This is a genomic window from Lelliottia nimipressuralis, from assembly GCF_041464075.1.
In the GTDB taxonomy this organism is placed as follows: domain Bacteria; phylum Pseudomonadota; class Gammaproteobacteria; order Enterobacterales; family Enterobacteriaceae; genus Enterobacter; species Enterobacter nimipressuralis.
Genome location: NZ_CP167172.1, coordinates 158,281 through 184,189, shown reverse-complemented (window position 1 = coordinate 184,189; position 25,909 = coordinate 158,281). Strand labels below are relative to the sequence as shown.

Annotated in this window: 23 protein-coding genes; 8 read left to right on the top strand and 15 right to left on the bottom strand. The window is 53.1% G+C overall.

Features of this window, described 5'->3' with window-relative positions; all coding sequences use genetic code 11:
• Positions 1 to 48 precede the first annotated feature (48 nt).
• On the top strand, positions 49 to 1,329 hold the full coding sequence (locus ACB496_RS00865; protein WP_371974047.1) for an MFS transporter: 1,281 nt from the start codon (positions 49 to 51) through the stop codon (positions 1,327 to 1,329).
• Positions 1,330 to 1,355: 26 nt separating this feature from the next.
• The gene (gene ghrB, locus ACB496_RS00860; protein WP_371974045.1) at positions 1,356 to 2,327 is read left to right on the top strand and encodes a glyoxylate/hydroxypyruvate reductase GhrB; all 972 of its coding nucleotides are present in this window, start codon (positions 1,356 to 1,358) and stop codon (positions 2,325 to 2,327) included.
• Positions 2,328 to 2,398: 71 nt separating this feature from the next.
• Here ghrB and cspA read toward each other — a convergent pair whose 3' ends face one another.
• Both cspA and ACB496_RS00850 read right to left on the bottom strand, forming a co-directional pair.
• Complete coding sequence (gene cspA, locus ACB496_RS00855; RefSeq protein ID WP_006177792.1) at positions 2,399 to 2,611, bottom strand: RNA chaperone/antiterminator CspA; 213 nt, start codon at positions 2,609 to 2,611, stop codon at positions 2,399 to 2,401.
• A gap of 245 nt (positions 2,612 to 2,856) precedes the next feature.
• Complete coding sequence (locus ACB496_RS00850) at positions 2,857 to 3,567, bottom strand: DUF3053 domain-containing protein (RefSeq protein WP_100778130.1); 711 nt, start codon at positions 3,565 to 3,567, stop codon at positions 2,857 to 2,859.
• Between the two features lie 329 nt (positions 3,568 to 3,896).
• On the opposite strand from ACB496_RS00850, the gene ACB496_RS00845 reads away from it, so the two are divergent.
• Complete coding sequence (locus ACB496_RS00845; RefSeq protein ID WP_312155796.1) at positions 3,897 to 4,178, top strand: HTH-type transcriptional regulator; 282 nt, start codon at positions 3,897 to 3,899, stop codon at positions 4,176 to 4,178.
• 47 nt (positions 4,179 to 4,225) lie between these two features.
• Here the strand turns inward: ACB496_RS00845 and ACB496_RS00840 are convergent, their stop codons facing one another.
• The 8 genes from ACB496_RS00840 to ACB496_RS00805 all read right to left on the bottom strand — a co-directional run bounded on the left by ACB496_RS00840 (position 4,226) and on the right by ACB496_RS00805 (position 13,801).
• On the bottom strand, positions 4,226 to 5,848 hold the full coding sequence (locus tag ACB496_RS00840) for an ATP-binding cassette domain-containing protein (protein WP_371974042.1): 1,623 nt from the start codon (positions 5,846 to 5,848) through the stop codon (positions 4,226 to 4,228).
• 312 nt (positions 5,849 to 6,160) lie between these two features.
• Positions 6,161 to 6,829: a DUF2931 family protein gene (locus ACB496_RS00835; RefSeq protein WP_371974040.1), complete on the bottom strand. Its 669-nt coding sequence runs from the start codon at positions 6,827 to 6,829 to the stop codon at positions 6,161 to 6,163.
• A gap of 38 nt (positions 6,830 to 6,867) precedes the next feature.
• The gene (locus ACB496_RS00830; protein WP_371974038.1) at positions 6,868 to 7,536 is read right to left on the bottom strand and encodes a DUF2931 family protein; all 669 of its coding nucleotides are present in this window, start codon (positions 7,534 to 7,536) and stop codon (positions 6,868 to 6,870) included.
• A gap of 38 nt (positions 7,537 to 7,574) precedes the next feature.
• Entirely contained in the window at positions 7,575 to 8,231 is a 657-nt protein-coding gene (locus tag ACB496_RS00825) for a DUF2931 family protein (RefSeq protein WP_371974036.1), read from the bottom strand.
• Positions 8,228 to 10,219 carry a type VI secretion system tube protein TssD gene (gene tssD, locus ACB496_RS00820; RefSeq protein WP_371974034.1) on the bottom strand — a complete coding sequence of 664 codons (1,992 nt, stop codon included), beginning with the start codon at positions 10,217 to 10,219 and terminating at the stop codon, positions 8,228 to 8,230. Before tssD ends, ACB496_RS00825 begins: the two co-directional genes overlap by 4 nt.
• 170 nt (positions 10,220 to 10,389) lie before the next feature.
• Positions 10,390 to 12,459 (bottom strand): glycine--tRNA ligase subunit beta, encoded by a 2,070-nt coding sequence (glyS, locus tag ACB496_RS00815; protein WP_371974032.1) that lies wholly within the window; start codon positions 12,457 to 12,459, stop codon positions 10,390 to 10,392.
• Between the two features lie 9 nt (positions 12,460 to 12,468).
• The gene (gene glyQ / locus ACB496_RS00810; RefSeq protein ID WP_011915428.1) at positions 12,469 to 13,380 is read right to left on the bottom strand and encodes a glycine--tRNA ligase subunit alpha; all 912 of its coding nucleotides are present in this window, start codon (positions 13,378 to 13,380) and stop codon (positions 12,469 to 12,471) included.
• A 115-nt stretch (positions 13,381 to 13,495) separates the two neighbouring features.
• Positions 13,496 to 13,801, bottom strand: coding sequence for a YsaB family lipoprotein (locus ACB496_RS00805; protein WP_100778137.1), 306 nt, complete (start codon positions 13,799 to 13,801; stop codon positions 13,496 to 13,498).
• Positions 13,802 to 13,984: 183 nt separating this feature from the next.
• Between ACB496_RS00805 and ACB496_RS00800 the strand changes: the two genes are divergently transcribed.
• Positions 13,985 to 14,980 carry an acyltransferase gene (locus tag ACB496_RS00800; RefSeq protein ID WP_371974029.1) on the top strand — a complete coding sequence of 332 codons (996 nt, stop codon included), beginning with the start codon at positions 13,985 to 13,987 and terminating at the stop codon, positions 14,978 to 14,980.
• On the opposite strand, the gene ACB496_RS00795 is transcribed toward ACB496_RS00800, so the two are convergent.
• The 4 genes from ACB496_RS00795 to xylA form a co-directional block, all read right to left on the bottom strand.
• A complete protein-coding gene (locus ACB496_RS00795) occupies positions 14,973 to 15,893 on the bottom strand; it encodes a GlxA family transcriptional regulator (RefSeq protein ID WP_181827141.1) in 921 nt (306 codons plus the stop codon). The genes ACB496_RS00800 and ACB496_RS00795 overlap by 8 nt on opposite strands.
• Positions 15,893 to 16,432, bottom strand: coding sequence for an isochorismatase family protein (locus tag ACB496_RS00790; RefSeq protein WP_371974027.1), 540 nt, complete (start codon positions 16,430 to 16,432; stop codon positions 15,893 to 15,895). The genes ACB496_RS00795 and ACB496_RS00790 overlap by 1 nt, the downstream gene beginning before the upstream one ends.
• Before the next feature lie 104 nt (positions 16,433 to 16,536).
• Positions 16,537 to 17,991, bottom strand: a complete 1,455-nt coding sequence (gene xylB / locus ACB496_RS00785; RefSeq protein WP_371974025.1) for a xylulokinase — start codon at positions 17,989 to 17,991, stop codon at positions 16,537 to 16,539.
• A 108-nt stretch (positions 17,992 to 18,099) separates the two neighbouring features.
• Positions 18,100 to 19,422: a xylose isomerase gene (gene xylA / locus ACB496_RS00780; protein WP_102105140.1), complete on the bottom strand. Its 1,323-nt coding sequence runs from the start codon at positions 19,420 to 19,422 to the stop codon at positions 18,100 to 18,102.
• A 373-nt stretch (positions 19,423 to 19,795) separates the two neighbouring features.
• Here xylA and xylF point away from each other — a divergent pair, with 373 nt between their 5' ends.
• The 4 genes from xylF (at position 19,796) to xylR (ending at position 24,763) form a co-directional block, all read left to right on the top strand.
• Positions 19,796 to 20,788, top strand: coding sequence for a D-xylose ABC transporter substrate-binding protein (gene xylF / locus ACB496_RS00775; protein WP_371974023.1), 993 nt, complete (start codon positions 19,796 to 19,798; stop codon positions 20,786 to 20,788).
• 70 nt (positions 20,789 to 20,858) lie between these two features.
• A complete protein-coding gene (locus ACB496_RS00770; RefSeq protein ID WP_371974021.1) occupies positions 20,859 to 22,400 on the top strand; it encodes a xylose ABC transporter ATP-binding protein in 1,542 nt (513 codons plus the stop codon).
• Positions 22,378 to 23,559: a xylose ABC transporter permease XylH gene (xylH, locus tag ACB496_RS00765; protein ID WP_102105030.1), complete on the top strand. Its 1,182-nt coding sequence runs from the start codon at positions 22,378 to 22,380 to the stop codon at positions 23,557 to 23,559. The genes ACB496_RS00770 and xylH overlap by 23 nt, the downstream gene beginning before the upstream one ends.
• A gap of 25 nt (positions 23,560 to 23,584) precedes the next feature.
• On the top strand, positions 23,585 to 24,763 hold the full coding sequence (gene xylR, locus ACB496_RS00760) for a D-xylose utilization transcriptional activator XylR (protein ID WP_100778145.1): 1,179 nt from the start codon (positions 23,585 to 23,587) through the stop codon (positions 24,761 to 24,763).
• A 66-nt stretch (positions 24,764 to 24,829) separates the two neighbouring features.
• On the opposite strand, the gene ACB496_RS00755 is transcribed toward xylR, so the two are convergent.
• Complete coding sequence (locus ACB496_RS00755; protein WP_100778146.1) at positions 24,830 to 25,666, bottom strand: protein bax; 837 nt, start codon at positions 25,664 to 25,666, stop codon at positions 24,830 to 24,832.
• Positions 25,667 to 25,909 lie beyond the last annotated feature (243 nt).

Here is a 25,909-nt window from a genome sequence, read left to right as displayed (position 1 = left end):
TACCCTACAGACAACGGCGGTATAAACCTCAACAACAGAGGCAAGCCCATGAACACATCGACCAATGCAGTTAAACGCTGGTGGTACATCATGCCTATCGTGTTTATCACGTACAGCCTGGCGTACCTTGATCGCGCGAACTTCAGTTTCGCGTCTGCCGCAGGGATCACCGAAGATTTGGGGATCACCAAAGGCGTCTCGTCCCTGTTAGGTGCCCTGTTCTTCCTTGGCTATTTCTTCTTCCAGATCCCTGGAGCGATTTACGCCGAGCGCCGTAGCGTGCGCAAACTGATCTTTGTCTGCCTGATTTTGTGGGGCGCCTGCGCATCCCTCACGGGGATGGTCAATAATATCCCCGCACTGGCCGCCATTCGCTTTATTCTCGGGGTCGTTGAAGCCGCCGTGATGCCTGCAATGCTGATTTACATCAGCAACTGGTTTACCAAATCCGAACGCTCACGCGCCAATACGTTCCTGATCCTCGGTAACCCGGTGACGGTCCTGTGGATGTCCGTGGTTTCGGGTTATCTGATTCAGTCATTCGGCTGGCGTCACATGTTCATCATCGAAGGATTCCCGGCGATCATCTGGGCATTCTGCTGGTGGGTGCTGGTGAAAGATAAACCGTCGCAGGCGACCTGGCTTTCCACCAGTGAAAAAGCCGCGCTGCAGGCCGAGCTGGATAAAGAACAGCAGGGGCTGAAAGCGGTGCGTAACTACGGTGAAGCTTTCCGTTCGCGCAACGTTATCCTGCTGTGTATGCAATATTTCACATGGAGCATCGGGGTGTACGGTTTTGTGCTATGGCTGCCGTCGATTATTCGCAGCGGCGGCGAAAACCTCGGCATGGTGGAAGTGGGCTGGCTGTCGTCGGTACCGTATCTGGCGGCAACGATCGCGATGATCGTGGTGTCATGGGCCTCGGATAAGCTGCAAAATCGTAAATTATTCGTTTGGCCGCTGCTGTTGATTGCCGCGTTCGCCTTTATCGGTTCATGGGCGGTAGGCGCAAACCACTTCTGGGTCTCTTACACGCTGCTGGTGATCGCTGGCGCGGCCATGTACGCGCCGTACGGTCCGTTCTTTGCCATCATCCCGGAAATGCTGCCGCGTAACGTAGCCGGTGGCGCGATGGCACTGATCAACAGCATGGGAGCGTTAGGTTCGTTCTTCGGCTCGTGGTTTGTTGGCTATCTCAACGGCGCCACCGGCAGCCCGGCAGCCTCGTACATATTTATGGGGGTGGCACTTTTCGCGTCTGTGTGGCTTACTTTGATTGTTAAGCCTGCTAATAATCAACAAATTCCTGCTGGCGCACGTCACGCCTGAACCTTTTAAAATCAACGGAGATTAGCATGAAGCCGTCCGTCATTTTGTATAAAGCACTGCCCGACGATCTACACAAACGTCTTGAGGAACATTTCACCGTCACGCAGGTGAAAAACCTGAGCCAGGAGACCGTGGCGCAGCACGCGGAAGCCTTTGCCAGCGCGGAGGGGCTGCTGGGCTCAAGCGAAAAAGTGGATAGCGCATTGCTGGAGAAAATGCCGAAGCTTCGTGCGACTTCGACGATCTCTGTCGGCTACGACAACTTTGACGTCGAGGCGCTTAACGCACGCAATGTTCTGCTGATGCACACGCCAACCGCACTCACCGAGACGGTTGCGGATACGCTAATGGCGCTGGTGCTGAGCACTGCGCGTCGCGTAGTCGAAGTGGCTGAGCGCGTGAAAGCAGGCGAATGGACTAAAAGCATCGGTCCCGACTGGTTTGGTGTGGACGTTCACGGCAAAACGCTGGGGATTGTCGGCATGGGCCGGATCGGGCTGGCGCTGGCTCAGCGCGCGCATTTCGGCTTTAACATGCCGATTCTCTACAATGCACGCCGTCAGCATAAAGAAGCTGACGAGCGTTTCAATGGCCGTTACTGTGAGTTGGATACGCTGCTACAGGAAGCGGATTATGTCTGCCTGATCCTGCCGCTGACGGATGAGACACATCATCTGATCGGTAAAGCTGAGTTTGAGAAAATGAAAAAAACGGCCATTTTCATCAACGCAGGCCGTGGGCCAGTGGTGGATGAGAAGGCGTTGATTGAAGCCTTGCAACAGGGTGAGATCCACGCGGCGGGTCTGGATGTGTTCGAGCAGGAGCCGCTGCCGATTGATTCGCCGCTGCTGACATTACCAAACGTGGTTGCGCTGCCGCATATCGGTTCGGCCACTCATGAGACGCGATACAATATGGCGTCCACGGCGGTGGATAACCTGATCGATGCGCTTAACGGGAAAGTTGAGAAGAACTGCGTGAACCCGCAGGTAAAATAATCACAAAGCCTGAAACGAAAAAAACCCGCCAGAGGCGGGTTTTTAAATTCTTGTGCTGCTGAGTTGGAAGCTTACAGGCTTACAACGTTACCAGCTGCTGGGCCTTTAGCGCCGCTTTCGATGGTGAAGGAAACTTTCTGACCTTCGTCCAAAGATTTGTAGCCTTCGTTCTGGATAGCAGAGAAGTGTACGAATACATCTTTAGAGCCATCGTCAGGAGTGATGAAGCCGAAGCCTTTATCAGCGTTGAACCATTTTACCAGACCAGTCATTTTACCAGACATAGAAATTACCTTTTTAAAATACGTTTTGCCTTCCGGCGCGATGATGGAATGTGTTACAGATTTTTAAGCGATGAAGGAAGGGTCACTACGAAGGTATCTTTGGATAACTCATCTGGACTACTTAACTAAACTGCTTTAGGTCTGTGTAACAAACCGACAGGAATAGTTATACCGATGTGGTAGATGAATGACAAGCATTATTTTTATCAGCTTGTAAAAAACCCCGCACCAGGCGGGGTTTTCGTTTATTCCGTCGCGGTGACTGCCGCGCTCCACGCCTGGCTAAAGGCCTGGTGCTGAGAGGCAAGCGGCCCAATCAGCGTGTTGTACTGGCTGGCTTGTTGAGACGTTGGGAACTGAATGCCGTTAGAGACAAAGCTCACCTGCGTCCCCTGCTGGGAGATAAAATCACCCACCTGCACCAGCTGCTGGCTAAAGATCTGCGCGGCTGGGATCAGCGGCTGCATTGCATCTGAAGGTTTGGTGACAACTTTCTCATACACCTGATCAAACACAGGTTTCAGATCTTCACCCTGTTTCAGCGCAGAACGCGCCGCATCAGCCTGCATTTTCGCATTCTGCAGCTGCTGGCTCAGCACGCCGAGCGCACCATTAGACTGGCGCAGCGGTTCACGCTGAGTCATATAGTCCTGTGGAACGCGGATTGCGTTAACGCTGTCCACAACCGGACGCAAACCGGAATCCATCGCCTGATTCACCTGCTGTGAATAACCATAAAGGATGGCGTAATCGGAAACGAAGGGACCAAACTGTTTTTTCTGATCCGCAGTCAGCGTCGGCAGATGCTCGCCACTGCGCATCACGGTATTTTGTAGAAAATCGATAAACGCTTTACGCTGATCGCCTTCTTTATCGAAACACCCACTCAGGCTAACTACCATCAACAACGCCGCAATAGGCGCAAACCAGCGAGAGCAGGACTTTCCTGTCGCCATTTTAATACTCCTTTCACCCAAAAAACGCACACCGGCACACGCGTGCCCGACGCTGATTAGGATAGTCCAGGTCAGGCCGTCAGGATACTCTTTTCATGCAAAACGGCTATTGCCGGTTTATTTCTTACGATTTACAAAAAAATACTGCGCAAAGCCTGTTTCGATTAATCAGGCAATTAGCGTCACGCTCTCTTTTGCTGAAACGAATAAGGCGATCGTTACCGCACGATTAATCACAGACGTGACAATCTTTTGCACTCTTTTGAGGCTATCCTTAATTGGCTCTCTGATGTTCACGATCCCGCTGTGTGATTTAAGAGGAGTTCTTAATGGAATCTAAAGATCCTATGCTTGAGCTGTTAAGCAGCCTGGAACAAATTGTTTTTAAAGATTTATCGCAGACCGTTACCCCGTCCCAAAAGACGAATCCCTTTACTGAATTTGAGCGATTACGCAAAGGGACAGGGTTAAAAATTGATGATTTCGCCCGAGAGATGGGCGTCAGTGTGGCCTTGGTCCATGAGTGGGAATCAAAACGTGTAAAACCCTCCATGACCGAGCTGAAACTGATGCGCATGATTCAGGTCGCTCGAACAGTCAGTACGCAGTAAGTTAATACGTTCATCTTATCGCCCCCGCAATTGCGGGGGTTTGTATTCTAGAGCCGTTCACAACGCCATCCTTTCTCATCCCACACCATCTCATGGGTCAGCTGGAGTCCATTAAGGAAAGCCTGATCGTGGGACACCACCAGCAGCGCACCGGGAAAACCGGCCAGCGCCGCTTCAATCGCCTGTACAGAGGCCAAATCCAGATGGTTCGTCGGTTCATCCAGCAGCAGCAGTTGGGTAGCCTCTTCCCGCCAAAGGACGCACGCCAACGCCGCTTTCAGACGCTCGCCGCCGCTCAGCTCCCTCAGCGGCAGGGAGACTTTATCCGCACCCAGTTGAAGCTGCGCCAGACGACTACGCAGCACGCCCTCTTCCAGCGGCGTGTCATGCAGATTGAGATGCGTCATGACGGACTGTGTAAGATCCAGCTGCGACAGGTGCTGATCGAGATACGCACTTTGCACCGACACGCGACAGGTTCCTGAAACAGGTTCCAGCTCACCGAGAATAATCTTCAATAATGTCGATTTCCCGCAGCCGTTTGGCCCGCGTAGCGCCACGCGCATTGGCCCGTCCATGCGCCAGTTAACAGGGGGCATGTTCACGTACGGAAGAACCAGCTCCTGCAGGACGATCGCCTGTTTACCCTCGGCAATGCGGCTGCCCGGCAGGGTAAACATCACCGGATTCTCTTCCTCCACCCGCTCACGTGCCTGTTTTACCGCGGTATTCAGAGCGTCAGTTTGTTCATGATGCTGCTTGCGCCACGTACCGGGCCGCTCTTTCGCCGCCATTTTGTATTTAATCCGTTCAAAGGAGGCGATGTTCATGGAATCGACCGTGCGCAGCGTTTGCGCCGACCGCCGCTGACTGGCGTCATGCTCTTTGTGCATACGGGCGCGGGTGCGTTTGCGCTCCGTGGCAGCATGGTCCAGCGCCGCACGCGCCGCCTGCTGTTCGGCATCCCGCTGGCGTTGATAGTCATCGTAATTGCCGCCATAAACGCGCAGCCCGGTACCGCTAAGCTCCAGAATGCGCGGCACCTGCGCCAGTAATTCACGATCGTGAGTCGCGACCATCACGCCGCAGCCACAACGTGCGAGCTGGGCGTAAAACCATTCACGCCCCTGTCTGTCGAGGTGGTTCGTCGGCTCATCAAGCAGCAGATAATCGGCATTAGCTGTAAAAGCGCCGCAAAGCAAAGCCCGCACGCGTTCGCCGCCGCTAAGGGAAGACGCGAGGTTTTCGGGATCAAAAGGAGGAAGATTGGCCGTGAGAAACGCCGCGGTTAACCGTTCCGCTAAGTCCCAGTAACCGTCGAGACGTTCCAGATCGTCCGGCTGATAGTCACCGCTGTCGATGCGTCGGCGTGCCGCGAAGATGTCGTCGTAGCCAAGCAGTTCGGCCAGGGTGGTCTGCGCAGAAATATCATGCTGCTGCGCGACGTAAACATGCGACCCGCGACGCTTGATATGACCACTTGTCGGTAAGTCCAGCCCAGCCAGCAGGCGTAAAAGGCGTGTTTTGCCGCTGCCGTTACGCCCGACCAGCGCACAAAGCGACGGTTCCAGCGCTAAATTCAGCGGACCAAAAAGGGTATCGCCCGTCGCAAACTGACAGGTGACCTGATGCAAAATAAAAGAGGGGGATTGCGCACAAAAATGAGCCATAAGCACTCCTGAATGAAATCAAAACATCCCCTACCGACGCACAAGCGTTTAGCAAGGATCGAAATTCATCAGTCGTGATTGTTCATTTTTCGTTATGTGCTCCAGAAATGACGAGGGGTTCGTCGCGACAAAGGATAGCCGCATTCGGGCCAAGGTTTCAAGGTTAAAAGTTAGGCAGTGATTAACCGGTTTCTTCCGGGGTTAGAGATCCAGCCGATTGGCAACCTGCAACAGCAAGAAAGAGTGAAAGAAAGAACCGTTTGCCAAATTTCATTTATTGCCATCCAAGGAGTTAAACGTGAGTTCACAGCCTCACCAGTTGCCGTAAGGGTAGGTTTTGTCTTTGATGAAGTCTTTTGTCTCCTGATCATATCCCTCCGGAATTTTGTAAGACATATCAAGCCGACTTATCCCTTTACATCCCTCCAGTTTATCGCCTGACAGCGTTGTGATTTTTTTAGGTTCTACCGGCAGGTTGTCTCCCCCGCCACTGTTTTGCAACCAGACTTTGACCTTCCCCTCTGGTGCCAGGCCAAACAGAATAGTGTTGTACCAGGCCTTTTGTCCTAAACGGTCTATCCCTGTCGCAATGCTCATTTTTTCCCTCATGGACGCAGGGAAAATGATACGCGTCTCATAGGTTTTTTTATCAATAATCGAATCCCAGCAAAACAACATAGCCACAGGTGGATGACGAGCTTTATTAAATTGACCATGCCGTCCGACCTTATTATTCCATTTCCCAATGGTCAGGTAGCTATCCTGAGTACTGTCCAGGGTTCTGAATGAGTAGAGGATGTCTTTGTCATCAATAATGCCAACATAATTGACAAAAGCCGGAAGCGCTTTCGGCGTAAAAAACGCAAATTCCCACATTCCATAAGGCATTTCACCGGTTTCTTCCGGGGTTATATATCCAGCCGAGTGGCAACCTGCAACTGCAAGTAAGAGTGAAAGAAAGAACCGTTTGCCAGATTTCATTTATTGCCATCCATGGTGTTAAGCGTGAGTTCACAGTCTCACCAGTTGCCATATGGGTAGGTTTTGTCTTTGATGAAGTCTTTAGTTTCTTCAGGATATCCATCAGGGATTTCGTAGTCGAAATTCGCCAGAGTGCTCCCCTTGCATCCATCCAGCTTATCCCCAGAGAGGGTCGTGATTTTTTTTGGTTCGACCGGCAGGTTGTCGCCCCCTCCGCTATTTTGCAACCAGACTTTGACCTTCCCCTCGGGAGCCAGACCAAACAGGATGGTGCTGTACCAGGCCTCTTTACCAAGCCAGTCGAGGCCAGTTGAGGTGTTCATTTGTTCCCTCATAGACGCCGGGAAAATAATATGCGTCTCATAGGTTTTTTTATCGATAATCGAATCCCAACAAAACAGCATGGCCACCGGTGGATGGCGTGCTTTGTTAAATTGCGCGAAATTCATGTAGCGGTTATCCCATTTCCTGATGCTTGAATAATCTCCATTAATTTGGTCAAGAGTCCTAAAGGAGTAAAGGACCTTTTTTTCATCAATAATGCCAACATACGTCACTCGTGCTGGAAGTGCTTTTGGTGTAAAAAACACAAATCCCCATAGCCCATAAGGCATTTCACCGGTTTCTTCCGGGGTTATATATCCAGCCGAGTGGCAGCCTGCAACTGCAAGTAAGAGTGAAAGAAAGAACCGTTTGCCAGATTTCATTTATTGCCATCCATGGTGTTAAACGTGAGTTTCCAGCCTCACCAGTTGCCGTAAGGATAGGTTTTGCCTTTGATAAATTCCTGCGTTGTCTTCGAATACCGATATCCTTTTGAATGTTTGGTAATGCCTTTGCAACCATCCAGTTTGTCGCCTGACAGCGTTGTGATTTTTTTAGGCTCTACCGACAGGTTGTCTCCCCCGCCACTGTTTTGTAACCAGACTTTGACCTTACCCTCGGGAGCCAGACCAAACAGGATGGTGTTGTACCAAGCCCTTTCTCCTAAGCGGTCTATCCCTGTAGATATCCTCATTTTTTCCCTCATGAATGCTGGAAAAATAATACGCGTCTCATAGGTTTTTTTATCAATACTGGAATCCCAACAAAAAAGCATGGCTACAGGCGGATGACGGGCTTTGTTAAATTGCCCATGCCGTCCGACCTTGTCATTCCATGTGCCGACGGTCAGGTAGCTATCCTGGGTACTGTCCAGCGTTCTGAATGAGTAGAGAATATTTTTATCATCGATAATGCCGACATATGTCACGAGGGCCGGAAGTGCTTTCGGCGTAAAAAATGCAAACTCCCATAGCCCATAAGGCATCTCACCGGTTTCTTCCGGGGTGATAGATCCGGCTGAGTGGCAGCCTGCAACTACAAGTAAGAGTGAAAGAAAGAACCGTTTGCCCAGTTTCATTTTTTATTGCCATCCATGTCATAGGTTGTCCGTTTCCATCCCTCATCAGGACGATTTACAAAACCAATTATCTGCGAGGGTGACATACCACCATAAATCTTCCTGTGTGAGTCGAGCGTAATGCTGTTCCAGTTTGCCGAGCAGTGGATATAATCTTGTGCAATAAGCTCAATCTCTTGCTGGGTAAACAGTGGAGGAGTTATTCCCGCTCGAGTTCTTTTTCCCATCATGATCGTCTTCCCGGAAAGTTTGAGAAGCTCTGAGGTAAGACTTAGATCGTCATTATCATCTGGAATATTTTCAAACATGACTCCCGCCTCCTGCGCCGCATCGAGCATGACCCGTAGCACCACTTTGGACCAGTCGTTCTTCACCAGTCTTTGCTTCATGGTCAGCGCCGCAAATGCCCGTTTTTGCATCCCCTCGATATGATGGGCTGGCATTCGCTCGTCTTCCCACACATCCGCGCTAATTTCGTTGGTGCGGATAAGCGGGGCCACTACTGCGGAAGCCTCAAGTACGGACAATTGTGCTACGGCATGACGGTACGCCCGCGACTTTTGAGGAGGTGTGTTGAGTGGCACCGTTTCACCCTCGGGGCGTGTAAGGAAGATATTTTCGCGCACCACTGGCAAATAACCTCCGCCGATATCGGAGTGAGCGCCGGGCAGCGCCAGTTCAGGCCACGCGGGCTGGACACTGTTCAGCGCAAAGTTAAAGCGGCATTCGTTCTGTGCCGTGATATGAAAGACTTTCTCCGCCACGCCAGGACGCAGCATGATATTGACCTCGCCGGTATTCGCCGTATGCGGGTTCAGGCCGTTCTGTGGCGTGCCGATGGCGGCGACAGTATCGAAAATGCCGATGAAACGCGTTTTCCCGGCTGGCGCACCGACATAATTCACCTCCCCCATTCCGTAGCGAATGGCATTGGCGATCACTCTGTCTTTATCCTGAATACGGTTGGCAAAATGGCGTGCGGCGGCGGCTCCACGGCTAAAACCAAAGATATCAAACCTCAGTTCTGTGACCTTAAGTGAAGGTAGGGAGACAACTTTTCCGATTTCGTCAAAAAACCTATTTATCGCCCCCGCAATCTGCTTCACCGCAAGGTCAGTCTTCGCAATCACCCCGGTATCCGCCACGCCTAAGGTCAGGCCAAGCATACTGTCCGGTTTGCCCGCTTCGGTACCAATCCCTTCCACATAAATTGCTGCCTGCACTTGCCCTGTATCAATGGGGATATCCGTTTTGTACAACGTATTTAACCAGTGAATATTTGTATAGCCCCCGATATAGCTGGTAGCGCTGGTACCTGAAATGCCCATCTTTTCCTCGGCAGTACGTGCCAGAATAATTTCAGCATCCGGATCGGAGAGTTCGAAATGGGCAGCGGTACAGGCAGCTAACATATTCTGCGTGTTCACGGCATTATTACCGGTTCCATCAAAAAAGACGCCCAGTGTCAAAATAATATGACGTATTTCTGGCTGCGGCTTTTCATTCGGCGGAAACAGCTGTTTATAGTTATCCGGTAGGATCAGATCACTGTATTCCGTGTTAGCGCTAAGATGTTTGCTGCGAATATATTCATAACTCACAGTGATATTTTCACTATCGAGAACACCAGGATTTATAGAATGCATAATCCCCTGAACAGATGCCCCACGGAGTTCTATCTGATAGTATTTCTCCTGTCGCCCATAGCGATTGGTGCGATAAAAATCGAAGATCAGCTGCAGCTTTTCATTCTCATTAATCGCGGTCGTCAGTAATGGCGTGCTTTTATCTATCGGTTTAGTAAAGCGCAGACCCGGGTGGTTCATGCCATATGCGGTGCTCGTCATACTGGAGGCAAGCTGGTAAACAAGAATTTCATCCCGATGTTGATACTGGTAGCGATTACCAATGGATTTTTCTGTTCCGCAGCCTGAAGATATTTCACCCTGACGTTCGCCTTTCATCCTTAAATAAACGGTATTACTCATATGTTGATGTCCTTATCTGGCAACATTCCCTGAGCCAATTAAATGAGCAACATTATATTACTCTTTCTCACACTGAATAGTGTCTGACAGATCATATATTCTTTAAAAGAGAACAGGTTCAGAAAATAAAAAACCCGCCTTTCAGCGGGTTTTTTTATATCGATAACCGATTACTGCAGCAGCGAAATATCCGCCACGCGCAGGAACAGTTCACGCAGTTTTTCGAGCATCGAGAGGCGGTTAATACGCAGCTCTTTATCCTCAACGTTCACCATCACTTTTTCGAAGAAGGCATCGATCACGTCACGCAGTTCTGCCAGTTCCACCAGTGCTTCCTGGTAGCGGCCTTCCGCGAAGAACGGCTCCAGCTTGTCGCGCAATACCACAACCTGCATCGCCAGTGCGATCTCTTCTGGCTCTTTCAAGGTCGCAGCGTTGACACGTTCGGTAAGCGGTTCATCGGACTTCGCCAGAATATTGGAAACACGCTTGTTAGCCGCAGCCAGCGCAGACGCGGCTTCCAGCGTACGGAAGTGCGAAACCGCCTTCATGCGTGCATCAAAATCTGCCGGACGCGTTGGACGGCGTGCCAGAACGGCCTGAATGGTATCGACGGTGTAGCCTTCGTCCTGATACCAGGCGCGGAAACGGCCCAGCATAAAGTCGATAACGTCATCCACTACTTTGGCGTTGGTCAGCTTGTTGCCATACAGACGTACCGCTTCTTCAGTCAGCGTCTGCAGATCCAGATTCAGGTTCTTCTCAACGATGATACGCAGCACGCCGAGCGCCGCACGACGCAGTGCAAACGGGTCTTTGTCGCCTTTTGGATGCTGACCGATACCAAAGATCCCCGCAAGGGTATCCATTTTATCGGCAATCGCGACGGCACAGGCCACCGGATTAGACGGCAGTTCATCGCCCGCAAAGCGTGGCTGATACTGCTCATTCAGCGCAACTGCGACATCTTCCGCTTCGCCGTCATGACGTGCGTAGTGCATGCCCATCACACCCTGGGTGTCGGTAAATTCGAACACCATATTGGTCATCAGGTCGCACTTGGAGAGCAGCCCCGCGCGAGTCGCGTGGTTAACATCAGCACCGATTTCACGGGCGATCCAGCCAGACAGCTCCGCGATACGATCGGTTTTGTCGCGCAGCGTGCCGAGCTGTTGCTGGAACAGAACGGTTTGCAGGCGCGGCAGGTGATCTTCCAGACGTTTTTTACGGTCGCTATTGAAGAAGAACTCAGCATCCGCCAGACGTGGACGAACCACTTTCTCGTTACCGGAGATAATCTGGCTCGGATCTTTCGACTCAATATTCGCCACAAAGATAAAGTTTGGCAGCAGTTTGCCGTCCGCCGCGTAAACCGGGAAGTACTTCTGGTCACCCTTCATGGTGTAAACCAGCGCTTCAGCCGGAACGGCGAGGAATTTCTCTTCGAACTTCGCCGTCAGGACCACTGGCCATTCCACCAGCGAGGTCACTTCTTCCAGCAGGCTTTCGCTCAGATCGGCATTGCCACCGATTTTGCGTGCCGCTTCTTCCGCGTCTGCTTTGATTTTGGCTTTACGCTGCTCGTAATCGGCAATGACTTTGCCGCGTTCCAGCAGGATCTGCGGATACTGATCGGCATGCTCGATGGTGAACTCAGGCTCGCCCATAAAGCGATGGCCACGGATCACGCGATCGGACTGAATACCCAGGATTGTCGCAGGGATCAGCTTATCGCCCAGCAGCAGGGTCACGGTGTGAACCGGACGCACAAAGTGCACGTCGCTCGCACCCCAGCGCATCAGTTTCGGGATTGGCAGTTTAGCCAGCGACGTGGCAATCATGTTTGGCAGCAGCGCTTCTGCGCTTTCGCCTTTCACATGGGCGCGATACAGCAGCCATTCACCTTTGTCGGTCGCCAGACGCTCAGCCTGGTCAACGGTGATACCGCAACCACGTGCCCAGCCTTCGGCGGCTTTGCTCGGTTTGCCTTCCGCGTCAAACGCCTGGGAAATGGCCGGGCCGCGTTTTTCGACTTCGCGGTCTGGCTGGGAGGCTGCGAGATTTGCAACTTTCAGCGCCAGACGGCGTGGAGCCGCAAACCATTCGATTTTACCGTGCGCCAGGCCAGCGTTATCCAGCTCAGCCGTGACATTTGCAGCGAAGGATTCCGCCAGGCTGCGCAGGGCTTTTGGTGGCAGCTCTTCAGTGCCGATTTCCACCAGGAAAGTATTCTCAGACATGGCCGCCTCTTATTTATTTCGATTGCACATCGGGAAGCCAAGGGCTTCACGGGACGCGTAGTAAGCTTCTGCAACGGCTTTGGTCAGCGTGCGAATGCGCAAAATATAGCGCTGACGTTCAGTCACGGAGATGGCTTTACGGGCGTCGAGCAGGTTAAAGCTATGGGCGGCCTTCAGAATACGCTCGTAGGCTGGCAGCGGCAGCGGAGTTTCCAGCGCCAGCAGCTGCTGCGCTTCTTTCTCGTACTGCTCGAAGCAGGTGAACAGGAAGTCCACATCCGCGTATTCGAAGTTATAGGTGGATTGCTCCACTTCGTTCTGATGGAACACGTCGCCGTAGGTGGTTTTACCCAGCGGGCCGTCGCTCCAGACCAGGTCGTAAACGCTGTCTACGCCCTGAATGTACATGGCCAGACGTTCCAGACCGTAGGTGATCTCACCGGTGATTGGCTTACACTCAAGACCGCCAACCTGCTGGAAGTAAGTGAACTGCGTCACTTCCATGCCGTTCAGCCACACTTCCCAGCCCAGACCCCAGGCACCCAGCGTTGGGTTTTCCCAGTTATCTTCCACGAAGCGAATGTCATGAATGGTTGGATCCACGCCCAGCTCTTTCAGGGAACCGAGGTACAGCTCCTGGATATTATCCGGAGAAGGCTTAATCACCACCTGGAACTGGTAATAGTGCTGTAAGCGGTTCGGGTTTTCGCCATAGCGGCCATCGGTCGGACGACGGGATGGTTGCACATACGCGGTTGCCATAGGTTCAGGCCCCAGCGCACGCAGGCTAGTCATCGGGTGTGAAGTGCCGGCGCCAACTTCCATGTCCAAAGGTTGAACAATGGTGCAGCCCTGACGAGCCCAGTAATCCTGTAACGTCAGGATCAGGCCCTGGAAGGTCTTGGTATCAAACTTTTGCATAGTATTTCGTGCTGGATACGTGTGGTTTTAAATGGAAGGGATCAGTATACCCGCTGACTGCAAGATATACAGTACGAAACGGGTTTGTTTAGGGAAAATTGGGGAAATAAGGCGCTTAGCGCATTGAGAGATGCAAAAACTGCCCGTCTGCGTCAAAAGAGCAGACAAAGCCCTCTTTACGTGCCGTAGACCCGCGCATCTCATAGCTGCCCTGAAATTGCTCAAAGCCTGTCACATCAATTTTCTGAGTGCCGGTATTATAGCGATGGGCGGCCTGATCCTTACACAGCTGCTCCATATTTAACGAACGTTCCGGGCTGACTTTGCTTTTCTGCGCCCGCTGTACCGGAGCGTCTTCCTGTGAGCTGCACCCTGCAAGTAAAACCAGCAGAATCAGTGACGCAGCGCGCGTGATCATCATTTTTATTACCGCCCTATTTTCTGGCTGTTATTTTTAGTATTAAAACTTTATAGATTATGGCCCGGCATTCTGCGAATCTCGCGACTTTCGTTCAAGCGCGCCCAGGCAAACTCAGAATTATCCAGTGAGAGGCTAGCACACAATGACAGTCAGACCGTATTTACCACCAACACAGAGGAACTGATGCAGTCAAAAATTAGCTGGATTGATAATTTGCGAGGGATAGCCTGTTTGATGGTCTTGATGATTCATACCACGACCTGGTACATCACCAATGCCCACAGCATCAGCCCAATGAACTGGGATATCGCCAATATCCTCAACTCGGCATCGCGCGTCAGCGTCCCGCTGTTTTTCATGATTTCCGGTTATCTGTTTTTCGGTGAGCGCAGCGCACAACCGCGCCACTTCCTGCGCATTGGCCTGTGTCTGCTGTTTTACAGCGCCGTGGCGTTGCTTTATATCAGCCTGTTTACGTCGATAAACGCCGAACTGTCGCTGAAGAATTTGCTGCAAAAACCCGTTTTCTACCATCTGTGGTTTTTCTTCGCCATCATCGTAATTTATCTGGTCTCCCCGCTGATTCAGGTCAAAAACGTCGGCGGGAAGATGCTACTGGCGCTGATGGTGGTGATTGGCCTGCTCGCCAACCCTAATACCGTCTCGCAGAAAATAGGCGGCTTCGAATGGCTGCCGATCAATCTCTATATTAACGGCGACACGTTTTACTACGTGATTTATGGAATGCTCGGGCGGGCAATCGGTATGCTGGATACGCGCAAGCCCTGGCTGACGTGGCTTTGCGCCGCGCTGTTCATCGGGGCGGTGTTCGTGATCTCACGCGGAACCCTCTATGAGCTGCGCTGGCGCGGGAATTTTGCCGATACCTGGTATGTATATTGCGGCCCGATGGTCTTTATCTGCGCCGTTTCGCTGCTGACGCTGGTCAAAAACACCCTGAACGCGCGCCCGCTTCCGGTACTGGGGCTGATTTCACGCCACTCCCTCGGGATTTATGGCTTTCACGCACTGGTGATCCACGCCCTGCGCACGCGGGGACTTGAGCTGAAAAGCTGGCCGTTGCTGGATATCGTCTGGATTTTCACCGCGACGTTGCTCATCAGCCTGCTGCTGTCGATGCTGTTGCAGCGCGTGGACACGCGCCGGTTTGTCAGCTGATTGCACGCTGCTTTGCCCGGTGAAACTGGCGTGGAGATGAAAACCCTGCGGCGATGGACGCCTGCTCCACGCCGCGCCCCTGCAACAGCCACTGCTGTGCAATCGCCAGCCGCAGCTGCTCCAGATAATCGCGCACGCTGATCCCCAGATGTTCCTGAAAAAGACGTGTCAAATGCCGGGGGCTGACATGCGCCAGAGCCGCAATATCGGCCAGTTGCCAGCCTTTTTGCGGTTCGGCGGTCAGCGCATCCTGCGCGCGATGGATGGCCGGGTGCAGATGATTGCGATAACGCAACCACGGCGAGAGCTGCGGATCGTCGCCCGAACGTCGGAACCACACCACCATTTCACGGGCGACGGCCAGCGCCTTTTCCGGCCCACACAGGCGGCTCATCAGGTGCAGAGCGAGATCAATCCCTGAGGTGATCCCGGCACTGGTCCAGATGTTACCGTCCTGCACAAAAATACGATTCTCTTTGATTAGCGCACCGGGGGCCGCGTCGCGAAGACGCCCGATAACATCGTGATGCGTTGTGCACTGCTTGCCGTTGAGTAAACCCGACGTCGCCGCCAGCAGTGCTCCGGAGCAAACGCACATAACGGTGATGGCCTGACGGTGAATCTCGGGTTGCAGGCGCATCAGCCAGTGCTGAACGCTCTGTGCCTGAGGCGTCGAAAACTGATGGCGCGAATCACTCACGCCCGGTAAAACCAGCAAACTGCCCTCGGGCAGCGTCTCGGGAAGAGGCGCAATTCCGCCCATCGTCAGGCCAATCGAGGTGGGGACCTCCGGCTGCGGGCCGATGTAGTGCAGGCGAAACGCATCGCCTGCCAGCACAAAGGTTTCTGCCGGGCCGGACATATCCAGCGCCAGCACTCCCGGCAACATCACAAACCAGACGTCGATACTCATCAGAGCGACTCCAGCGTCTCCGCCACAGTTTTAATTTCTGCAAAACGCCCGGCCAGTACCGTTTCGGTACGATGGCGCAGCTCGTGGGTATCGAGCGTAGTGCCCTTCCAGGTCATCGGGAAGGTCAGCGTCGCTTCACTGACGAAGGTCACCGCATAGCCCAAATCCGAGGCCACTCGCGCGGTGGTTTCGCAGCACTGTTCCGTACGCAGACCACAGATGATCAGACGATTAATATCCCGTTCGCGCAACCAGTGGTCAAGGCCCGTATCGGTGAAGGCATTATGCACATGCTTCTGGAAAACGACCGCAGGCTGATGACGTAAAAAGGACATCGGAGTGACATAACCGCTTTGCAGTGAGAACGGCCCGGTATCGTCGACATGGAAGATATCCACAACGGGGATATCGCGCGATTCACAGCCTTCAATCAGCCCCAGCATGGCCTGTTGAAATGCCTCAAAACCCTCTTCCTGCCAGTATTCACGATGATGGAACGACTGCTGAGTATCGATATTGAGTAATGCGGTGCGCGACATGGTGATTCTCCTCGCCAGTGGGTATAACCCTATACTGACGAGGAGACGGCTCCACGAGAAGACCAAAAAAGGACATCCTCATGTTCCATTGGGACAACGTTGCCTTACGACATTAACGGCAAGAGCTGCTGATAGATTTTGCGGAACACTTCGCGCCGTTCGGCGTAGCGGCTATGACGCGCCGCATCCGGCTTATGTTCCTGCTCAAGCGTGAGCTGCGGAAGTAGCTGCGAAAGCGGTTGGTCCGGGTTCAGCGCAATCTGCGCCAGACGGGCTGCGCCCAGTGCAGGCCCAACGTCGCCACCGGTGCGGTAATCAAGCTGCAAGCCACTGATATCCGCCAGCATCTGCCGCCAGTAGCTACTTCTCGCGCCTCCGCCGATGAGGGTAATGCTGGTCGGTTTAAGGCCGCAGTCGTGAACCACATCCATCCCGTCTGCCAGCGCATAGCCAACGCCCTCCAGCACCGCACGCGCCAGTTCAGCTGGGCCATGCTGATGCGTTAGACCAAAGAACACGCCTTTCGCCTCTGGGTTGTTGTGCGGTGTGCGCTCACCGGAAAGATAGGGTAAAAACCACACGGCACCGGCATCCTCATTGGCTTGCTGGGCCGCCGCGATCAGCGCCGGAACGTCCTTAAGCCCCGTTAGATTTGCCGCCCAGTCAAGGCATGACGCGGCACTGAGCATCACCGACATCAGATGCCATTTCCCCGGCAACGCATGGCAGAAACTGTGTACGGCGCTTTCCTGATTGCTGCGATACCCGTCGCTGACGGCAAAATAGACGCCCGAAGTGCCTAACGACAGCATTGCCTGTCCGGCATCCACCATTCCCACGCCCACCGCCCCCGCCGCATTATCGCCACCGCCCGCCACTACCGGCACGGCAGGCATATTCCAGCTTTCCGCAATCGAAGGATTCAGCACGCCGGTAATTTCACTGCCTTCGAAGAGCGCAGGCATGTGATCGCGTGTCAGCTGGCAGGCATCCAGCATCGCCTCGTTCCAGTCGCGTTTGGCGACATCGAGCCACATCGTCCCTGCGGCGTCCGACATGTCGCTGGCGAAATCACCCGTCATGCGAAAACGCAGATAATCTTTTGGCAGTAAGACCTTCGCCACCTGCTTAAAAACGTCCGGCTCATGGCGTTGGACCCACAGCAGCTTCGGAGCCGTAAAGCCTGGCATCATCAGGTTACCGGTAATTTGCCGTGACGTCGGCACCCGTTCTTCGAGGATGGCGCACTCTTCGGCGCAGCGGCCGTCATTCCACAAAATCGCCGGGCGCAGCACACGGTGTGCGCTATCCAGCAGCGTGGCGCCGTGCATCTGCCCGGCAATCCCCAGCGCTTTTACCTCACGCAGACTGTGGAGTTCTCCCAGCGCTTTGATCACGCGATCCGTCGCCTGCCACCACTGTTCGGGGTCTTGTTCTGACCATAGGGGATGTGGGCGCGAAACGTGCAGCTTCTCAGTATGTGAGGCCAGTACGTCGCCCTGCTCGTTTAACAGGATGGCTTTCACACCCGATGTGCCAAGATCAACCCCGATATACATTGCGGTGACTCCTTTAACAGAAACGCCCGGTGGCGCGAAGCGTACCGGACCTACAATACCAATATTTTCCGTAGGCCGGGCAGGCTCAGCGCCGCCCGGCGACACTGACTATTTATCGAACAAATAGTGATTGACCAGGTTTTCCAGCAGTTCCTGGTGGCCGCTCTGATGGCTCGGCGCCAGGCTATGTTGTTCAGCGTACTTCGCGATCTCGGCAAGGGATAACTGCCCTTTCAAAATTTGCTGGCCGAGTTCACTGTTCCAGCCGGAATAGCGCTTCGCAACGCGTTTATCCAGTTCACCGTCTTCAATCATGCGGGCCGCCACTTTCAGCGCCAGCGCCATGGTGTCCATCGCGCCGATATGGCCGTAGAACAGATCGTACTTATCGGTACTCTGACGGCGTACTTTGGCGTCAAAGTTCAGGCCGCCGGTGGTAAAGCCGCCTGCTTTGATGATTTCGTACATCACCAGCGCATTCTCTTCCACGCTAATTGGGAACTGGTCGGTGTCCCAGCCGAGCTGCGGATCGCCACGGTTAGCATCGACAGAGCCAAAGATGCCCAGCGCGATAGCAGAGGCAATTTCATGATGGAAAGAGTGCCCCGCCAGCGTGGCGTGGTTGGCTTCGATATTCACTTTGATCTCTTTTTCCAGACCAAATTGTTTGAGGAAGCCGTAGACCGTCGCCACGTCGTAATCGTACTGGTGCTTGGTTGGCTCCTGCGGCTTCGGCTCAATCAGCAAGGTGCCACGGAACCCGATTTTGTGTTTGTGATCGACCACCATCTGCATGAAACGGCCAATCTGCTCACGCTCCTGACGCAGGTCGGTGTTGAGCAGGGTTTCATAGCCTTCGCGACCGCCCCACAGCACGTAGTTTTCACCGCCCAGCTGATGGGTGGCGTTCATAGCCGTCACCACCTGAGTGGCAGCCCAGCTGAACACTTCAGGATCAGGGTTAGTCGCCGCACCGGCACCATAGCGCGGGTTCGTAAAGCAGTTCGCCGTCCCCCACAGCAGCTTCACGCCACTTTTCTGCTGCTTCTCACCCAGATATTCCACCATCTGCGCAAAGTTGTTCAGATATTCTTTCAGCGAGGCCCCTTCAGGAGAGACGTCCACATCGTGGAAGCAGTAGTACGGGACGTTCAGCTTGTGGAAAAACTCGAATGCCACATCGGCTTTGCGCTTCGCCAGTTCCAGCGCTTCGCCAGGCTGCTGCCATGGGCGGTCAAACGAGCCGACACCAAACATATCCGCGCCATTCCAGCAGAAGGTGTGCCAGTAGCAGGCAGCGAAACGCAGGTGATCTTCCATGCGCTTACCGAGTACCAGCTCATCCGGGTTGTAATGACGAAATGCTAAAGGATTGGTGGATTTTGGGCCTTCGTAGCGAACGCGATCGAGTTGGTCGAAATAAGCTTGCATATTGAACTCCATAATCAAGAGGTGCGGCGAGTAATCGATAATGGAGTAATAGTGAATACTCATTGCAGCTTGCTCAATTACGTTATTTCACACTGCTATTGAGAGAATGCACAAACGTGCGCTGGCTCGCAAAAATAATACGCAAGCAAACGATTTTTCGGCGCTTATTCCAGAATCATGTGTAATTAATAAGTTGCGCATTTTAAAATCAGATCGCGGTCATAAATTCGCAAATAAACCAAATATCGTAATGAGAAGATAAAAATCTGTAATTGCCAGTTTGCCTTTCCCCGTTAAGAATTTGCTGCGTATCTGGCAGTGAATGATTCTTTTGTCTCAGCCTTACCACCCTACAGAAAAAGGTAAAATAATTATGACGATAAGAAACCTGTGCCTTACTCTCTGTGCTTCGCTACTGCTAACCAGCTTTGCGGGGCATGCAAAAGAAGTCAAAATCGGAATGGCCATTGACGATCTGCGCCTGGAGCGCTGGCAAAAAGACCGCGATATTTTTGTGAATAAAGCGGAATCTCTCGGTGCAAAAGTGTTTGTTCAATCAGCCAATGGCAATGAAGAAACGCAAATGTCGCAAATCGAAAATATGATTAACCGCGGCGTAGATGTGCTGGTGATAATTCCTTACAACGGCCAGGTGCTAAGTAATGTGGTAAAAGAGGCCAAACAAGAAGGAATTAAAGTCTTAGCCTATGACCGCATGATTAATAACGCTGACATTGATTTTTATATTTCCTTCGACAACGAAAAAGTCGGTGAAATTCAGGCGCAAAGTCTGGTCGAAAAAGTGCCGCAGGGGAATTATTTCCTGATGGGCGGCTCCCCTGTTGATAACAACGCCAAATTATTCCGTGAAGGGCAAATGAAGGTCCTTAAGCCGTATATCGACAACGGTAAAATTAAAGTGGTAGGCGATCAATGGGCCGACGGCTGGCTGCCGGAAAATGCGCTGAAAATTATGGAAAACGCGTTAACCGCGAACAATAACAAAATTGACGCTGTGGTCGCTTCCAACGATGCCACTGCGGGCGGTGCAATTCAGGCGCTGAGTGCACAAGGTCTGGCCGGTAAAGTCGCGATTTCCGGTCAGGATGCGGATCTCGCGGGCGTAAAACGTATTATTGCCGGCACCCAGACCATGACGGTCTACAAACCTATCACCGAACTGGCCACTACTGCTGCGGAAATCGCCGTTGAGCTGGGCAACGATCAGCAGCCTAAGGCCGATTCCAAACTGAATAACGGCCTGAAAGATGTCCCTGCCCGTCTGCTGACGCCAATCGAAGTCAACAAAGAGAACATTGATTCCACCGTCGTGAAAGACGGTTTCCACAAGAAAAGCGAACTGTAATCCCGCATCGCCCCTGCTTTGCGGGGGCATGTCGACTTGTACGATTTGACTCGGGTCATGTGGAGCAGTTATGCCGTATTTACTTGAAATGAAAAGCATTACCAAAGCCTTTGGCGCGGTGAAAGCCGTCGACAACGTGAGCCTGCGCCTGAACCCCGGCGAGATTGTCTCGCTGTGCGGTGAAAACGGATCTGGCAAATCCACGCTGATGAAAGTGTTGTGCGGCATCTACCCGCACGGCAGCTATGACGGTGAAATCGTCTTTGCCGGTGAAACGCTGCAAGCCACGCACATTCGCGACACGGAGCGTAAAGGGATCGCCATCATTCACCAGGAGCTGGCGCTGGTGAAGCATCTCACGGTGCTGGAGAATATTTTCCTCGGTGCCGAGATCTCACGCTTCGGCGTGCTGGACTACGACACCATGACCCTGCGCTGTGAAAAGCTGCTGGCTCAGGTCAGCCTTCAAATTTCGCCCAATACCCGCGTCGGCGATCTGGGGTTAGGGCAGCAGCAGTTGGTCGAAATTGCCAAAGCCCTGAACAAACAGGTGCGCTTGCTGATCCTCGATGAACCGACCGCATCTCTGACTGAGCAAGAAACTGCGGTCCTGCTGGATATCATCCGTGACCTGCAGCATCACGGCATCGCCTGCATTTATATTTCTCACAAACTCAATGAGGTGAAAGCCATCTCGGGCACCATCTGCGTTATCCGCGATGGGCAACACATCGGCACACGAGAAGCTGCCGGGATGAGTGAAGACGACATCATTACCATGATGGTGGGTCGCGAACTCACCGCGCTCTACCCAAACGAACCGCACACCACCGGGGACGAAATCTTAAGAGTCGAAAACCTGACCGCCTGGCATCCGGTTAACCGCCATATCAAACGCGTCAACAATGTCTCCTTCTCGCTGCGGCGCGGGGAGATCCTCGGCATTGCCGGTTTAGTGGGTGCAGGGCGAACCGAAGCAGTCCAGTGCCTGTTTGGCGTCTGGCCGGGCCGCTGGGAAGGCAGCATTTATCTCGACGGCCAACTCGTACACATCAGCAGCTGTCAGCAGGCCATCGCCCAGGGCATCGCGATGGTCCCGGAAGATCGAAAAAAAGACGGCATTGTGCCGGTCATGGCAGTGGGAAAAAACATCACCCTCGCGGCCCTCAACCAGTTTTCGGGTGCGCTAAGCAGCCTGGACGATGCGGCGGAACAGCAGTGCATTCTCCAGTCTTTAGCGCGCCTGAAAGTCAAAACCTCATCACCTGAGCTGGCCATCGGGCGGCTGAGCGGGGGCAATCAGCAGAAAGCGATTCTGGCGCGCTGCCTGCTTTTGAATCCACGCATCCTGATTCTGGATGAGCCGACGCGTGGAATCGACATCGGCGCAAAATATGAAATCTACAAACTCATTAACCAGCTGGTGCAACAGGGCATCGCGGTCATTGTTATCTCGTCCGAACTGCCCGAAGTGCTCGGCCTGAGCGATCGCGTTCTGGTCATGCATGAAGGCAAACTGAAAGCCAATTTGATCAACCAAAACCTGACCCAGGAACAGGTGATGGAAGCCGCCCTGAGGAGCGAACGTCATGTCGAAAAGCAACCCGTCTGATATCAAAGTCCCTGTGTCTGCGCCAGGTTTGTTCTCGGGATTTAAAGCGTTGAACCTACAGGTTTTCGTCATGATCGCGGCCATTATCGCCATCATGCTGTTCTTCACTTGGATGACCGACGGTTCGTATTTAAGCGCGCGCAACATCTCCAACCTGCTGCGCCAGACTGCGATTACCGGCATTCTGGCAGTCGGGATGGTGTTCGTCATTATCTCTGCCGAAATCGATCTGTCGGTCGGTTCGATGATGGGGTTACTGGGCGGAGTCGCCGCAATCTTTGACGTCTGGCTCGGCTGGCCGCTCCCGTTGACGGTGGCCGTCACGCTGGTGCTCGGCCTGCTGCTCGGCACCTGGAATGGCTGGTGGGTGGCGTATCGTAAGGTGCCTTCATTTATCGTCACCCTGGCGGGGATGCTCGCATTTCGTGGCATCCTGATCGGCATCACCAATGGCACCACGGTTTCACCCACCAGCGCGTCGATGTCGCAAATTGGACAGAGTTATCTCTCCGATGGCGTTGGTTTTACCTTCGGCGCTATCGGCCTGATGGCATTCATCGCCTGGCAGTGGCGCGCCAGAATGCGCCGTCAGGCGCTGGGGCTCGCCTCGACGCCTTCAACGTCGGTCGTTGGGCGGCAGGCGCTGACCGCCGTCATTGTGCTGGGCGCGATCTGGCTCCTGAATGATTATCGTGGCGTGCCGACACCCGTGCTGATTCTGACCCTGCTGTTGCTGGCCGGTATGTTTATGGCGACTCGCACCGCTTTTGGCCGACGCATTTACGCCATCGGCGGCAATATAGAGGCCGCACGCCTTTCAGGGATCAATGTGGAGCGCACCAAACTCGCCGTGTTTGCGATTAATGGTTTGATGGTGGCCATCGCCGGGCTGATTTTAAGCTCGCGCCTTGGTGCCGGTTCTCCCTCTGCCGGTAACATTGCCGAGCTGGATGCTATCGCCGCGTGCGTCATTGGTGGAACCAGCCTCGCAGGAGGCATCGGGAGCGTTGCGGGCGCGGTGATGGGGGCATTTATTATGGCGTCGCTGGATAACGGAATGAGTATGATGGACGTTCCGACCTTCTGGCAGTATATCGTTAAAGGCGCCATTTTGTTGCTGGCGGTCTGGATGGACTCCGCGACCAAGCGACGGGCATGAGTCACTGATTTGGGAAAGATAAACCATGTTTGAGAAGCGTCACCGCATTACGTTGTTATTCAACGCCAACAAAGCCTATGACCGTCAGGTAGTTGAAGGCGTGGGTGAATATTTGCAGGCGTCGCAATCGGAGTGGGATATTTTTATTGAAGAAGATTTCCGCACCCGCATTGAAAACATCAAAGACTGGCTGGGCGATGGCGTGATCGCCGATTACGACGATCCCGTGATCGAGCAGTTGCTGACCGACGTCGACGTCCCGATTGTGGGCGTCGGCGGCTCATATCACTCGCCCGAAAAGTACCCTCCGGTCCACTACATCGCAACGGACAATCACGCGCTGGTCGAGAGCGCCTTTTTGCATTTAAAAGAAAAAGGCGTACACCGCTTCGCCTTTTACGGCCTGCCCTCCTCCAGTGGCAAAGGCTGGGCAATGGAGCGGGAATATGCGTTTTGCCAGATTGTCGCGCAGGAGAAATACCGGGGCGTGGTCTATCAGGGGCTGGAGACGGCACCAGAGAACTGGCAGCACGCGCAAAATCGGCTGGCCGACTGGCTGCAAACCCTGCCGCCGCAAACGGGCATTATTGCCGTCACGGATGCCCGCGCGCGCCACGTACTGCAGGTCTGCGATCATCTGCACATTCCGGTTCCGGAGAAACTGTGCGTGATTGGCATCGATAACGAAGAGCTGACGCGCTATCTGTCGCGCGTGGCCCTGTCGTCGGTGGCGCAAGGGACGCGTCAGATGGGCTATCAGGCCGCGAAATTACTTCATCGTCTTCTGGATAACGAATCCTTGCCTCTTCAGCGCCTGCTGGTGCCGCCGGTTCGCGTAGTCGAGCGCCGCTCCACGGACTACCGCTCGTTAAACGATCCGGCGGTCATTCAGGCCATGCACTACATCCGTAACCATGCCTGTAAAGGCATCAAAGTGGATCAGGTGCTGGACGCGGTCGGTATTTCTCGCTCAAATCTGGAGAAGCGCTTTAAAGAAGAGGTCGGGGAGACAATCCACGCGGTGATTCACGCCGAAAAACTGGAGAAAGCCCGCAGCCTGCTGATCTCAACTTCGCTGTCGATCAACGAAATTTCACAGATGTGCGGCTATCCATCACTGCAGTATTTCTATTCGGTATTTAAGAAAGAGTACGACACCACGCCGAAAGAGTATCGGGAGCGGTATAGCGAAGTGTTGGTGTAACGCTAGGGTAGCGCTGATTCAGCAAAGAAAAACGCCTTCCGATGGAAGGCGTTTTTTTGAGATAACTTACATATGAGCGGCAATCAAGCGCTGGTTATCCTGGTACATCGCAAACAGGTAGTTGTTGTAGCTCTGCCCCTGCGTTGAATACCCTTTCAGCTTGTGAATCATGGTACTCGCCGTCACTTCCTGGTCCGCTTTACGCAGCTGAGCGCGTGACTTACGGAACGAAGAGTAGGCCGGATGCGTGTTCAGGTTTACCACGTAGGCATTCACGGAATCTTTAACCGATTCGAACTGCGAATAGCCTTTCACTTTGCCTGGCGCGTTGTTACAGCGGCCTTTGGCGCACTTCATGCCGAAGAGATTGTTGTTGTTACGCGCCAGTTTTGACGTGCCCCAACCACTCTCTGCGGCTGCCATGGTCGCGACCATGCTGCCTGGAATAATATCCACGCGCTCAAGCAGTGAGTTCCACGGCACGCGGCGGGTATTACCGTTCCAGCTCACCTTATAGCGCTTCGCGATGTCTTTCAGACGTGCGCGTTCGCTAGGTGACCAACGGCTTTCGTACTGTTTTGAAACCAGCCAGTTACGGTCTGCAGTAATTGCAGAATTTTGGCTTGTAATATAAGGCATTACCGTCCGGAGAAACGCTTTTTTCCTTGGTGTCCCGGAAGGGTATTTTCGCAAATCAGGAAGTGAACTGCTCTTTACACTATTGCGAGAATACTCTTGTTTACTGCTAACCTTAATCTTACTGCTACTGCTGGTCGTCTTTATGACGTGGGCTTTTTTACTCGTTGTATCCGTGTGCGTCTTCGCAAGCACCTCACCTGAAAATGACACGGTGAGCAACATGAGTATCGTAGCCCCAAATCGTCGTATGGGAGTCGATATCATTAGTTCTCCTGGTCGGATATATGCATTCCAACACCTTATTTTTTTCACAAAATTGAGAGCGGAATCTCAAATCATATCAAAAATAGTCTTCAAGAGCATCCAAAGAAATAGTCTAATTCCGAAACTATGTCACCTGAAACTTGCTCACTTAACCATCATTTCTACAAATTTGTGTGCGATATCGCAGATAAACGCCTAATTTTGCGCGAGATCACTCACCCTTTCGACTCATCCCGCCATAAA